This is a genomic window from Bradyrhizobium sp. WCU1 (genome assembly GCF_053474805.1).
This window is the reverse complement of the sequence record NZ_CM130280.1, coordinates 2,775,774-2,788,544: the sequence shown is the minus strand read 5'-3', so window position 1 is coordinate 2,788,544 and position 12,771 is coordinate 2,775,774. Positions and strand designations below refer to the sequence as shown.

Genomic DNA, 12,771 nt, shown 5'->3' with positions numbered 1-12,771 from the left:
GGACCGTCATGAATTTCGACGACACCCCGCAGGAGGCCGCATTCCGCGCCGAGGCGAAAGCCTGGATCGGAGCCAATGCGCCGAAGCAATATGAGGACGAACTGCGCAAGGCCTCGCTCGGCCGCGTTGCGCTCAAGGGCGCCAACATTCTCGAGGTCGCAAAAGCATGGCAGAAGAAGAAGGCCGATGCCGGCTGGGCCTGCCTGCACTGGCCGAAGGAGTATGGTGGCCGCGGCGCCTCGCCGATCGAGCGCGTGATCTGGCAGCAGGAAGAGGGACCGTTCGGCCGCCTCAGCTCGATGTTCATCATCGGCCATGGCATGTGCGGTCCGACCATGATGGCGTTCGCCGGCGAGGAGCAGAAACGCAAATACCTGCCGCCGCTCGCCTCCGGCGAGAAGATCTGGTGCCAGCTGTTCTCGGAGCCCGCCGGCGGCTCCGACGTTGCGGGCCTTCGGACCCGCGCCGAGAAGCACGGCGACGAATGGGTGATCAACGGCCAGAAGATCTGGACCTCGGGCGCGCATTATTCCGACTACGGCATCCTGCTGACCCGCACCGATCCAACGGTCGCGAAGCACAAGGGCCTCACCATGTTCTTCCTGGACATGAAGAGCCCGGGTGTCGAGATCAGGCCGATCAAGCAGGCGAGCGGGGCGTCGGACTTCAACGAAGTCTATTTCACCGACGTGCGCATTCCGGACTCGCAGCGGCTCGGCAACGTCAATGACGGCTGGAACGTGTCGCTGACCACGCTGATGAACGAGCGCATGTCGATCGGCGCCGGCGTGGCCACCGGCTTCCCCGAGCTGTTCGATTTCTGCAACAGCCTGATGCTGGAGGATGGCCCCGCGATCGAGAACCGCGCGGTCCGCTCCAAGCTTGCGAACTGGGCGGTGAAGGCGAGCGGGCTGAAATACACCAGCATGCGGGCGATCTCCGCGCTGTCACGCGGTGAGCGTCCGGGACCGGAGAACTCGATCGGGAAGCTGGTCGCCGGCTCGATGATCCAGGATGTCGCGACCTACGCTCTCGACCTGCAGGGCGCCGCCGGCGCCTTGAGCGGGCACGAGGATGCCGAGGTTGCCGGCAAATTCCAGGCCATGCTGCTGCGCGCGCCGGGCACCCGCGTCGAGGGCGGCACCGACGAGATCATGCGCAACATCATAGCCGAACGCGTGCTGGGCCTGCCCGGTGATATCCGGGTCGACAAGGATGTTCCCTTCAACAAGATCCCGACCAAGGGCCGCGCCTGATCGCGCGTGAAATCAAAAAGAGGTTCGCCATGAATTTCGATGACACGCCGCAGGAAGCCGAGTTCCGCGCCATTGCGCGCAAGTGGATCGCCGCCAACGCACCGAAGGAGTTCGAAGAAGAGCTCTCGAAGTCGTCGCTCGGCCGCATCAGGCTGGCCAAGCACGACATGGTCGAGGTCGGCAAGGCCTGGCAGAAGAAGAAGGCGGAAGGCGGCTGGGCCTGCCTGCACTGGCCGAAGGAATATGGCGGCCGTGGCGCCACCCCGATCGAGCGCGTGATCTGGCAGCAGGAAGAAGGCGTCTATGGCAAATTGACCCAGCCGTTCCAGATCGGCGAGGGCATGTGCGGGCCGACCGTGATGGCCTGGGGCAGCGAGGAGGCCAAGCGCCGCTATCTGCCGAAGCTCGCTGCGGGCGAGGAGATCTGGTGCCAGCTGTTCTCCGAGCCGTCGGCCGGCTCCGACGTCGCGGGACTTCGGACACGCGCCGAGAAGAAGGGCGACAGCTGGGTGGTCAACGGCCAGAAGATCTGGACCTCGGGTGCGCATTACTCCGACTACGGCCTGTTGATCGCGCGCACCGATCCGAATGTGCCCAAGCACAAGGGCCTCACGATGTTCTTCCTCGACATGAAGAGCCCGGGCGTCGAAGTGCGGCCGATCAAGCAGGCCAACGGCATGCAGGAATTCAACGAGGTCTATTTCACCGACGTCGTAATCCCGGACAGCCAGCGGCTTGGTGCGGTCGGCGAGGGCTGGAGCGTGTCGCTGACCACGCTGATGAATGAGCGCATGTCGATCGGCGCGCGGCTTGCGACCGGCGTGCCCGAGATGTTCGAGTTCTGCTCCAATCTGATGCTGGAAGATGGCCTTGCGATCGACGATCCGGCGGTGCGCTCGAAGCTGGCGAGCTGGGCGGTGAAGGCGAGCGGGCTGAAATACACCAGCTACCGCGCGATCTCGGCGCTGTCGAAGGGCGAGCGGCCAGGTCCGGAAAACTCCATCGGCAAGCTCGTCTCCGGCCTGATGCTGCAGGACATCGCGACCTATGCGATGGACCTCGAAGGCGCGGCGGGCAGCCTCACCGGCACCGATGAGGAGCAGGCCAACGGCCAGTTCCAGCAGATGCTGCTGTCATCGCCCTCGATGCGCATCGCCGGCGGCACCGATGAGATCCTGCGCAACATCATCGCCGAGCGCGTGCTGGGTCTGCCCGGCGACATCCGGGTCGACAAGGACGTGCCCTACAACAAGATCCCGACCAAGGGACGCTGAGCATGGATGCGAAAACACCCGGCGCGCGTTATGCGACCGAAGACCGCATCGGCGCGCTCGAGGAACTGCTCAACGAGCGCTACTCGGTGCGCGCATTCCTGCCGCGTGATGTGCCGCGCAACGTTATCGAAAACATCCTGACGACCGCGCAGCGCACCGCGTCCTGGTGCAACAGCCAGCCCTGGCAGGTACTGATCGTCTCGGGCGAGGCCAAGGAGCGGTTCCGCAAGGCGATCTATGCCGAGGCCTCGCGCGGTCTCGGCGAGGACTACGACTTCACGCCGCCGCGCGAATATGTCGGCGTGTATCTGGAACGCCGCCGCGAAAGCGGCTTCCAGCTCTACAACACGCTGGGTATCGCGCGCGGCGACAGAGCCGCCTATGCCAAACAGGCGCTGGAGAATTACAATTTCTTCGGCGCGCCGCACATTGCCGTGATCCACACCAACGAGCCGCTCGGCATCTATGGCGCGATTGACTGCGGCGGCTATGTCTCGAACTTCATGCTGGCCGCGCAGGCGCTCGGGCTCGGCACCATCCCGCAGGCCGCGCTCGCGCGCCATTCCGGCCTGATCCGCCGCCATTTCAGCCTGCCTGACGATCGCCGCGTGGTCTGCGGCATCTCGTTCGGCTATGCGGATCACGCACACAAGGTGAACAGCTACCGCACGTCACGCGCAACTGTGGCTGATACTGTCACATTCGTTGATGTATAGTTTCCTCAAGGCGGGACGTATCTTCCCGCCGAGGACAAGAAGAAGCGACAAGAAAAAGCCAATAAGAAAAATGGCGAACAACGCCGCTCCGACGCCGGCTGAGATCAGCTGGCAACTGCACCGGTTGCCTGCGCTCGGGCGCGATGCGTTCATCGCCGCTCATTATCTGGGACAGCCCGTTGCCTGGAAGACCCGCTTCTTCGACGCGATCGACTGGGGCGCGGGTTCGGTGCTGCAATTCAGCTTCCTGCAACGCGGCTGGCACCACCATGCGCGGCTCGACAATCCGATCTATGCCTATATCGACATCGAGCAACATCCGGAAACACGCGGCCTGCGCCGCGGTCGTCGGATCGATCTCCAGGGCACAATCAAGGGGATCGATTTCGTGACCGGGATTACGCTCGAGCTGGACAAGTTCGAGATTCTGCCGGTCAATTTCCTCGACCGCTTCGTGATCAGCTCCGACAGCCGCTATTAGCCCTTGCGTCCCGCCACGCGGCGCAGCGGCGCGTCGGCATAACGCGCGGCCATCGCGCCGATGAGTTCGGCCATCTTCCCGCGCAGCTCGTCGGGCGCGATCACCTCGGCCTCGGCGCCGAGCCGCAGCAGCTCGCTCGCGGCATGCCACACCGTCTTGCCGACCGGCATGGTGGCGATGTGCCAGCCGTCGGCGTCGGTACTGCCGACAAGCCGCATCCGCGCCTTCACGTAAGGATGCGCCAGCGCGTCGAACAGCTTCAGCCCGAGCGGCGACAGCCGCACCGTGGCCTCGTTCGGGTGCAACTCGGCCTCGAGCCGCTCGATCGAGGCACGCCAATACGTAGCGAGGTCGAAGTCCGCCGGCCGCGCGAACGGCGTGTCCAGAACAGTGCAATCCAGCACCCGCGCGACGCGGTAGGTGCGCGCATTGCCGTCGACGAGGCCCGCGAGATACCAGCTGCCGCCCTTCAGCACGAGGCCGAGCGGCGCCGCGCGCCGCCGCTTCTCGGCCTTCCAGCTCTGGTAGCGGATCTCGATCAGGTTCTCGCTCAGCACCGCGCCGGCAATCGCGCGCAGATGCTTCGGCTCCTCGGTCTCGCCGAACCAGTTGGGCGCGTCGAGGTGAAAGCGTTGCTGCAATCGGTTCGCGTTGGGGCGCAAATGTTCCGGCAGCGCCGCCATCAGCTTGGTCTGTGCCGCCATCATCGCGGCATCGAGGCCGAGCGCTGCGGCGGGCCCCGGAAGCCCGGCCATGAACAGCGCCTCGGCCTCGCCCTGCGACAGGCCATTGAGCCGCACGCGATAGCCGTCGAGCAGCCGATAGCCGCCCTCGGCGCCGCGATCGGCATAGACGGGCACGCCGGCGGCGGCGAGCGCATCGATGTCGCGATAGATCGTGCGCACCGAAACCTCGCAGGCTTCCGCCAGCTCGGGCGCGGTGACCTGTCCCCGCGCCTGCAGGGTGGTGAGGATGGAAAACAGCCGGCTCGCGCGCATGGCGAAATCATACCTGACACAAGATGTCAGGTATAGGTAGACATAAGGGGGCCATCCCCCGACGGCGCAAGGAGACCTGCCCATGACCACCGCTGCCCCCACCGATCGCGTCACGCTGTATTACTCGCCGCAGACCCGGGCCACCGGCGCCCGCGTGCTGCTGGAGGAACTTGGCGCGCCCTACGATCTGCACATCCTCAACATAAAGGCGGCTGAGCAGCGCAAGGCCGCCTACCTTGCGATCAATCCGCTCGGCAAGGTGCCGGCGATCCGCCACGGCGACGCGCTGGTGACCGAGCAGGTCGCGATCTTCATCTATCTCGCCGATCTGTTTCCGCAGGCCGGCCTGACGCCGGCGCTGAACGACCCGCGCCGCGGTCCCTATCTGCGCTGGATCGCCTACTACGGCTCCTCATTCGAGCCGGCCGTGATCGACCATTTCATGAAGCGCGCTCCGGCGCCTATCACGCAATCGCCCTATGCCGATTACGACACCATGCTGGCCGCACTCGAGGCGCAGCTCGCCAAGGGGCCTTATCTGTTCGGCGAAGAGATCACGGCGGCCGACATCCTTTGGGGCATCGCGTTCAACTGGACCATGATGTTCGGCATCGTGCCGAAAAGGGACGTGTTCGTCCGCTATGCCGAACGCATCGCCGCGCGTCCGGCGTTCCAGCGGATTGCGAAGGCCGACGACGAGTTGGCGGCGCAGCATGCCGCGGCCGCCGGCGTGTGATACGGATCGTGGCGATGGCGAAAGTCCTGCACAGCACCAACTGCTTCAACACCCTGATCCGCGTCGCGGAGGATTGCCCGGCGCAGCGCGGCGAGGAGCCGCAGCTGCGCGGCGGCCAGCCGACGGTCGCCGTGCTGCAATATCGGATGCTCGCCGGCGCGCCCTACAAATACACCTCCGACGATGTGGTGTTCGTCACATCGTCGGCCGGCCGCGCGCTTGATCCAAAGGCCGCGAAGAAGGAACGCAACGCGGCACGCGAGACGTTCTTCTCGCGCGGCCAGGCCTGCATGCGCGCCTCGCCGCTCGGCAAGCGTTTCGGCTGGGGTGTCCACGCCGACGACGAAGGCCGCATCGCGATCTACGCCGTCGACAGCCAGCGCTACCAGGCGTTGGCGCGCGACCCTGAGATCGCACAGACGCGCGCGATGCGGAGCAAGCGGGCGTGAGGGGATTCAGCGAAAGATCGTGCCGAATAGCATACTGTCAGCTCCGTCATCCTGAGGAGCGCGTAGCGCGTCTCGAAGGATGCACGGCCACAGTGGGGCCGTCGACCCTTCGAGACGCCGCTCCGCGGCTCCTCAGAGCGTGTGAATTTTTGTGGCTTGGGCGAAAGATGTAGCGGGAGGGATGGGGGATGTGATTCCCTGCAATCGCTGAATTGCGGGAGAGCGGGAGATGGCTGAAGACCAGCTGTTTGGAGAACTGCCGGAGCAGCCGAAGCCGCAAACTGATGCGGCGCCAGCGGGTTTGCCGCGTCTGCGCGAGCCGCAGCGCGATCAGATTGAACTGCGGGCGGTGGATATCGATAGCCTGATCGGGGAAGATCATCCGGCGCGGGTGATCTGGTGCTATGTCGACGGGCTCGAGCTGCGCGAGCTTGAAGATCGGATCAAGGCGCGGGGCGAGAGGCCGGGTCATCCGGCGACGTCGCCACGGCTTTTGCTGGCACTGTGGCTCTATGCGACCAGCGACGGGGTAGGAAGCGCTCGCGCCCTGGAGCGGCTGTGCGAGAGCCACGATGTCTATCGCTGGCTGTGTGGCGGGGTCTCGGTGAACTACCATACGCTGGCGGACTTCCGGGTCGGATGCGCCGATCTGCTCGATCGGCTGCTCGCCGAACATCTTGCGGCCTTGGCGGAGGTGGGCCTGGTCGACCTCAGCAAGCTGGCGCAGGACGGCGTGCGGATCCGGGCGAGCGCCGGGGCCGCCTCGTTCCGGCGAGAACAGACACTCGATCACCATTTGGAGACCGCGCAGACGATCGTGGCGGAGCTCAAACGCGAGGTCGAGGCGCGCTCCGATGCCAGCAACCAGCGCATCAAGGCGGCCAAGGAGCGAGCGGCGCGTGAGCGCACCGAACGCCTGAAGGCAGCGCAGGCCGCGCTCGCCGAGATCAAGCGGCAGCGCCAGGCGCGCGAAGACAAGCGCAACAACGGCAAGACGCCGAAGGAGCCGCGCGCCTCTACGACGGACCCCGACGCCCGCGTCATGAAGATGGCCGACGGCGGCTTCCGGCCAGGATACAATGTGCAGGTGGCGAGCGCGGCCGGCGAGCAGATCGTGGCCGGGCTCGACGTGACCAATATTGGTTCCGATCGCGGCCTCATGCAGCCAATGCTAGATCGCTTGCGCGCGCGGACCGGCCGCCTTCCGGGCCGCCATCTCGTTGATGGCGGCTTTGGCAGTGCCGAGGACATCGAGTGGGCGCATGATCAAGGGGTTGAGGTCTATTGTCCGCCCACGCAATCCAAGCACGGTACCGATCCCTACCTGCCGCGGCGCGGCGACGGCCCGGGCGTGTTGGCTTGGCGGGCACGGATGGCAAGCGAGCCGGGCAAGGCCCAGTACAAGCTCCGATCGATCTGCGAGTGCATCCACGCTCGATGGCGCAACTGGGGCCTGCGGCAACTCACCGTACGCGGCCTTGAAAAGGTCCGTGCCGTCGCGCTCTGGTTCGCCCTCACCAACAACGTCTTACAAGGGCATCGGCTCTACAGCGCTTAAACACCACATCGGCCACCCGGCCGCAGCTGCGCAAAAAACCAAACCCACCCGACCTACAGACGTAAAAGGCAAAACCCGAAAGCTTCACAAGCTGTCAGGGTGACGGTAGTTAGAGCGCGGGAGGTCAACTAAAACCTCGGCGCCCTCTTCTCGGCGAACGCCTTGATGCCTTCCTTGATCTCGTCGCCGCGCATGCTGTCGCGATGGCGCTGGTCGGCGTCGGCTTCGTCGAGCTGGCCGCGGGCGAATTCGTTGATCGCGCGCTTCATGCCGGCCATCGCCTTCGGCGCATTGCCGGCCAGGATCGTCGCCAGCCGGTCGACCTCCTCGTCGAGCACGTCGGGCGGCACCATTGCGGTGAGGTAGCCGATGCGCAGCATCTCCGGCGCCGTGATCTTCTGCGCGGTCAAGAACAGCATCTTGGCATTGTCGACGCCGAGCCGCGTGACGTAGCGCCGGATGCCGCTCTTGTAATAGTGCAGCCCGAGCCGCGCCGCCGGCATGAACATCTCGGCGGTATCGACGCCGATGCGAAAGTCGCAGGCGAGCGCAAGGTCGGTCGAGCCGCCATAGACGCCGCCATTGAGCCGGCAGATCGTCGGCACAGCGAGGTCCTCGAGCCGGTCGACCACGACCTCGAAGGCCGAACCCGCGCTCTGCTGCTCGTTGGCGCTCACCGCGCGCTCGGCCACCGAGTTGAGATCGTAGCCAGCGGAGAATGCGCGGCCGGTTCCGGTCAGCACCAGCACCCGGATCGCGGGATCGGCCTCGATCCGGTCGAACAGGCGGACGAGCTCGCCGAGATCCTCGGCCTGCAGGCGGTTGAGATGCTTCGGCCGGTTGAGACGGATCGTGGCGCGCGCGCCGGCAATCTCGAGCACGGGTCCGCTGGCGGTGTCGGCCGCGTCAGCCATCTTGGTCTCCATCATTGGTTCTCACGTTCGCGCCGCTTCGCCTCGGCGTCGATGGTCTCGGCGAGATCGGGATGCCTTGCCATCAACAGGCGGAAATCGACCAGGTCAAGCACCAACAGCCTCGTCACCTTGCTGGTCGAGACGCTGGCGCCGCGCTTGGCATTGCCGAGCAGCGCCATCTCGCCGAAGAACGCGCCTTCGCCGAGCTTGACCTTGCGTCCGGGCAGGTCGACCTCGACCTCGCCGGCGCCGACGAAATACATGCAGTCGCCATTGGTGTCCTTGCGGATGATCATGGTGCGCGGCGGCAAGTCGATGGTGCGCAGCACCTGGGTGACGTCGGCGATCGCGGCCGGGCCGAGATGCGCGAAGAACGGCACCTTGCTGACGGTCTCCCAGGTTCTCAGGAAGTTGTCGCGGCGGGTTTCGGCGGCAAAGCCGGTCGCCAGAATGCCGGTCCACAGCCCGAACACGCCGAGGCCCGAGATCATCACCATGGCGGCGACGATCCGGCCGAGCGGGGTGATCGGCACCACGTCGCCATAGCCGGTCGTGGTCAGCGTCACCACCGCCCACCACAGCGCCGCCGGCACGCTGCCGAAGGTCTGCGGCTGGACGTCCCGCTCCAGGAAGTATTCGGCGACCGAGGCCAGGAACACCACCATCAGGAAGATCACGAGCACGCTGAGCAGCGGGCCGGACTCCACCACCAGCACGCGGCGGAGCTGGCGCAGGCCGGGAATGCCGGGCACCACCTTGAGCACCCAGAGCACGCCGAGCAGCCATGCGGTTTTCGACGCGATGCCGCAGAGCAGCGCCAGCGGCACCGCCAGCGCGCCGATCGCATCGACCACGCCGGCGCTGGACAGCGCGTAGAACCAAAGCTTGTCCTGCCGCCGCATATGGCGCAGCCGCACCAGCCATTCGAATATGAAATAGGCAAGGCAGGCCCACAGCAGCGCGTCGACCCAGTGCGGGGCCGCGTCATAGGCCGGCTCGACCGTCAGCAGCGTCATCATGGCGACACCGACCATGACCGCGACATAGGCCACCGTGGTCATGTTGCGGCCGGCGGTGGCGGAAACGAAGCGCGTCAAGGCCGGAAGGACGAGCGGCTTGGACATCGGAACGGAGCTTGCCTGTCGCTGAACTGCTGGAATCGAGGCCCAGCGCGTGGCCGGGCCGAGCGCACAACGTGCCTCTCCCGGCCGAGGCCGTCAACGCGCCGGCTGCGGCGGCCTGATCGTGGCGAAGAGGCCGGCAGGTTGGGCGAATGGCCTAACCATGTTGGCCCGATTTTGCGCCCGCGAATGTGAGAAATCAGACAAATCGTCGCTTTTTCCCCGTATATCAGGGATGCTGGCCGCCGACGCGAGGGCAGGCAACCTCGGCAGGAATGAAGCGACTAATAAGGCGATCTTGTTCACTTCTTGAGAATTGGTTGGTTTCCGATGGATACCTCACATCTCGCGGAGCACGCCGGCGCCGCCGGCAGCTTCTTCGCATCGATCTTCGTGGTCGCCACGCTGTCGATGCGGACCATGATCCCGTTGCGCGTCTTCGCCATCCTGACCAACATCATCCTGATCGCGACCGCGATCCCGACCCACAATTACGCGACCCTGATCCTGCATTCCGTGCTGCTGCCGATGAACACCTACCGCCTGCACCAGATGCTGCAACTGGTCCGCAATGTGAAGAGGTCGGTCAACAGCGATTTGTCGATGGACTGGCTGCGGCCATTCACGACGGAGCGCAAATGCACTGCCGGCGAAGTCCTGTTCTACAAGGACGAGAAGGCCGACAGCATGTTCTATATCACCAGCGGCCGCTTCCGCCTGGTCGAGTCCGGCATCGAGTTGCCGGTCGGCGCCATCGTCGGCGAGTTCGGCATGCTGTCGCCGTCGAACACGCGAACCCAGACGCTGGAATGCGTCGAAGCCGGCGTGGTGCTGTCGGTGACCTACGATCAGGTCGAGCAGCTTTACGTCCAGAATCCGGCGTTCGGCTTCTACTTCCTGCGCCTGGCCTCTGCCCGCCTGTTCCAGAATATCTCGACGCTCGAGCAGCAGCTCGCGCAGCACACCACGCCGAAGGTCGCGGAGCCTAAGCCTGCATGAGCCCGGTGACCAGTTCTGGAGGCGCCGCAGTGCCGGATGACGACAGTCTGCTGGCCTCGCTCCGCTACCTGTTTGCCGACATCATCGGCGACGAGGACGAGGGGCCGCCGGTGCTGCCCGACGCCTGCCCGGATCATCTCGGGCCTGTTGTCACCGAGGCCATCCATCTGTTGATCGCCTATCAGAGCACGAGCTATGCCCAGCTCTATATCGACCGGCTCAATCGCTTCGTCGGCCGCCGCGGCGTCGACGACGCCCTGCTCGGCGACATCGCCCGCCTGATGGCGGAGCGCATGGCCTATGAGGATGCTATCCGGATCGCGCAGCTCAAGCTCGGCGAAGCCCATGCGGCGGGCGGCCTCGCCGCGCGCTCGGCCGACGACGTCAAGAAGCTCCGCCTTGACGAGTTGATCGACGCTTTGCCGGAGATGGTCGCCGATCCGATCCTTGCCGTGCTCGATCAGTTCGGCTGGCGGCGCCGCCGGGTCTCGATCCGCTTCAGCGCCAACAATCGCTTCAGCGTTCGCCGGCTCAGGATCGAGGCGGGCCTGAAGCGCTGGCGGCTGTTCTCGGGGCGCTACGCCAAGGAGCGGCTCTGGGTCGAGCGCTGGCTGCACATGATCGACCGCAGCCTGACCAAGCAGCCGGGCGCGGCTCGGGCGGTCGTGCAGACCGCGACCATGATCCAGGGCTACGGCGATCCCTATCGCCAGGGCATCGCGGACTGGCACCTGATCATCGACGGGCTCGTCAAGCCGACCTTCGATGGCGCGCTCGCGCTTCCCGACCTCGCCGGCGCCATCGCCGAGGCCCGCGCCGCCATCATGCCCGACCCGCGGCAAGCGGCGCTGAAGCGCAAGATCGCGGAGATTCGCGCGCGGGTGCCGGTAGCGTCCCAGGTGATCTAGCGCGCCAGCCGGTCTATGTTATTGCGACGACCTTGGCCAGCGCCTGCTGCCCGGCTTCGGTCAGCTCGGGGAGCGTCGTCCTGCCGCTCTTGGCGCACTTGATGATGTATCTGGCAACGCGCCTGCGGGTGGCATGTTCCTCGCCATGGAGCGCATCGGCGCAGACCTGGTCGAGCGCGAAGTTCATGGCGGCAAGCGTATGTGAGTCAAACCGTTCCTCGATCGTCATAGCTGTCCTGTCGGTCCTCTTCGAGGCGCCGCTATTTGCGGAGTGTCAGCCATTCGCTGACTTCCATCACGGTCTCGGTTTGCCTGGCTCTCTTCATCAGCGTTTCGCGTTCCCGTCCCGGTGGCAGCTTGCGCGCTGCAATGCGCGAATCTTCGGCGAATTTTTGCAGGCGGTCCTCCAACGATCCGGGAGGCCGCGACCTGTTACGCTTCTTTTTGATCATGCTGCCTCCGACGTGAGACCAAAAGCTTAGGCAGGTGCCAAATTCGCGTCGTTAACCCATGACATTCGACAATTGAAAAAATTGCGATCTCCAGTCTCGCAAGAGCAGGCCGAGGGATCGCAAGGGCGGCCCGGGCATCGCAAACGCGATGCTGAGACCACAGGAACGATCTTCGGCGTCATGCGTAACACCATTGTGTTCGCTGCCTTGCTCCCCGAAAGGTGGCGAAACGCTCCGGTGACGGGCCCCGGCGAATTGTATCGCCGGGGCCCGCATATCGTCTCAAATTCAATGACGCTCGCCGAATGGCGCTTTCGCTGGGCAGCAACTGCGGCAATGCGGCAGGAACGATCCTCTCGGACCGTCGTTGGCGCCGGGAGATCACAGGAGAAGTGACATGGCGATGGATGAAAAAGAGCTCGGAAACCTGATCGGCAGCGACAAGGTCGAGGGTACCGCGGTCTATGGATCGGATGAGCGCAAGATCGGCTCGATCGAGCGCGTGATGATCGACAAGAAGAGTGGCCGGGTGTCCTATGCCGTGCTCGGCTTCGGCGGCATTCTCGGCCTCGGCAACGACCACTATCCGCTGCCCTGGCAATCGCTCAAATACGACACGAAGCTTGGTGGCTATGTCACCGGCGTGACCGAGAGCCAGCTGCGCGGCGCGCCGAAATACGGCAGCGAACGGGACTGGAATTGGGCCGACATCGGCACCACCCGGGCTGTGAACGACTACTACGGTGTGCCGCTCGTCTGAGCGACGACGGCTTGCAGGGCTGGCTCTTTGTAAGGCTTGTTGCAAGGCTTGCCTGTTGCAAGGCTTTTGAAACGCCGACGGCGGCGATGCCCTGATAGTAACTGAACTGTACGGCGCTTGAGGACAGTAACCGTCGAGTCCTCCGGCGT

15 protein-coding genes are annotated in these 12,771 nt (G+C 65.1%); 10 read left to right on the top strand and 5 right to left on the bottom strand.

Annotated elements, in window-relative coordinates; genetic code table 11:
- The first annotated feature begins 8 nt into the window (after window positions 1-8).
- The 4 genes from ACTUWL_RS12955 (at window position 9) to ACTUWL_RS12940 (ending at window position 3,727) form a co-directional block, all read left to right on the top strand.
- Complete coding sequence (locus tag ACTUWL_RS12955; RefSeq protein ID WP_021081461.1) at window positions 9-1,256, top strand: acyl-CoA dehydrogenase; 1,248 nt, start codon at window positions 9-11, stop codon at window positions 1,254-1,256.
- Window positions 1,257-1,285: 29 nt separating this feature from the next.
- Window positions 1,286-2,530, top strand: a complete 1,245-nt coding sequence (locus ACTUWL_RS12950) for an acyl-CoA dehydrogenase (RefSeq protein WP_021082270.1) — start codon at window positions 1,286-1,288, stop codon at window positions 2,528-2,530.
- 2 nt (window positions 2,531-2,532) lie between these two features.
- Window positions 2,533-3,246 (top strand): nitroreductase, encoded by a 714-nt coding sequence (locus ACTUWL_RS12945; RefSeq protein WP_021082271.1) that lies wholly within the window; start codon window positions 2,533-2,535, stop codon window positions 3,244-3,246.
- Window positions 3,247-3,316: 70 nt separating this feature from the next.
- On the top strand, window positions 3,317-3,727 hold the full coding sequence (locus ACTUWL_RS12940) for a hypothetical protein (protein WP_021082272.1): 411 nt from the start codon (window positions 3,317-3,319) through the stop codon (window positions 3,725-3,727).
- On the opposite strand, the gene ACTUWL_RS12935 is transcribed toward ACTUWL_RS12940, so the two are convergent.
- A complete protein-coding gene (locus ACTUWL_RS12935; RefSeq protein WP_021082273.1) occupies window positions 3,724-4,725 on the bottom strand; it encodes a helix-turn-helix transcriptional regulator in 1,002 nt (333 codons plus the stop codon). The genes ACTUWL_RS12940 and ACTUWL_RS12935 overlap by 4 nt on opposite strands.
- 82 nt (window positions 4,726-4,807) lie before the next feature.
- Here ACTUWL_RS12935 and ACTUWL_RS12930 point away from each other — a divergent pair, with 82 nt between their 5' ends.
- From ACTUWL_RS12930 to ACTUWL_RS12920, 3 genes are all read left to right on the top strand, one after another.
- On the top strand, window positions 4,808-5,461 hold the full coding sequence (locus tag ACTUWL_RS12930) for a glutathione S-transferase family protein (protein WP_021082274.1): 654 nt from the start codon (window positions 4,808-4,810) through the stop codon (window positions 5,459-5,461).
- A 14-nt stretch (window positions 5,462-5,475) separates the two neighbouring features.
- Window positions 5,476-5,910 (top strand): DUF6157 family protein, encoded by a 435-nt coding sequence (locus ACTUWL_RS12925; RefSeq protein WP_021082275.1) that lies wholly within the window; start codon window positions 5,476-5,478, stop codon window positions 5,908-5,910.
- 229 nt (window positions 5,911-6,139) lie between these two features.
- Window positions 6,140-7,468: an IS1182 family transposase gene (locus ACTUWL_RS12920; protein ID WP_106940575.1), complete on the top strand. Its 1,329-nt coding sequence runs from the start codon at window positions 6,140-6,142 to the stop codon at window positions 7,466-7,468.
- Window positions 7,469-7,596: 128 nt separating this feature from the next.
- On the opposite strand, the gene ACTUWL_RS12915 is transcribed toward ACTUWL_RS12920, so the two are convergent.
- On the bottom strand, window positions 7,597-8,382 hold the full coding sequence (locus ACTUWL_RS12915; protein WP_021081392.1) for an enoyl-CoA hydratase/isomerase family protein: 786 nt from the start codon (window positions 8,380-8,382) through the stop codon (window positions 7,597-7,599).
- Window positions 8,383-8,393: 11 nt separating this feature from the next.
- A complete protein-coding gene (locus ACTUWL_RS12910; RefSeq protein WP_021081393.1) occupies window positions 8,394-9,506 on the bottom strand; it encodes a cyclic nucleotide-gated ion channel in 1,113 nt (370 codons plus the stop codon).
- Between the two features lie 327 nt (window positions 9,507-9,833).
- Here ACTUWL_RS12910 and ACTUWL_RS12905 point away from each other — a divergent pair, with 327 nt between their 5' ends.
- On the top strand, window positions 9,834-10,502 hold the full coding sequence (locus ACTUWL_RS12905; RefSeq protein ID WP_021081394.1) for a Crp/Fnr family transcriptional regulator: 669 nt from the start codon (window positions 9,834-9,836) through the stop codon (window positions 10,500-10,502).
- Between the two features lie 29 nt (window positions 10,503-10,531).
- Window positions 10,532-11,410, top strand: a complete 879-nt coding sequence (locus tag ACTUWL_RS12900) for a DUF6537 domain-containing protein (protein WP_021081395.1) — start codon at window positions 10,532-10,534, stop codon at window positions 11,408-11,410.
- Between the two features lie 13 nt (window positions 11,411-11,423).
- Here the strand turns inward: ACTUWL_RS12900 and ACTUWL_RS12895 are convergent, their stop codons facing one another.
- The gene (locus ACTUWL_RS12895) at window positions 11,424-11,639 is read right to left on the bottom strand and encodes a hypothetical protein (RefSeq protein WP_021081396.1); all 216 of its coding nucleotides are present in this window, start codon (window positions 11,637-11,639) and stop codon (window positions 11,424-11,426) included.
- Between the two features lie 31 nt (window positions 11,640-11,670).
- On the bottom strand, window positions 11,671-11,862 hold the full coding sequence (locus ACTUWL_RS12890; protein ID WP_021081397.1) for a hypothetical protein: 192 nt from the start codon (window positions 11,860-11,862) through the stop codon (window positions 11,671-11,673).
- Window positions 11,863-12,259: 397 nt separating this feature from the next.
- On the opposite strand from ACTUWL_RS12890, the gene ACTUWL_RS12885 reads away from it, so the two are divergent.
- The gene (locus ACTUWL_RS12885; RefSeq protein WP_021081398.1) at window positions 12,260-12,622 is read left to right on the top strand and encodes a PRC-barrel domain-containing protein; all 363 of its coding nucleotides are present in this window, start codon (window positions 12,260-12,262) and stop codon (window positions 12,620-12,622) included.
- The last annotated feature ends 149 nt before the right edge of the window (window positions 12,623-12,771 follow it).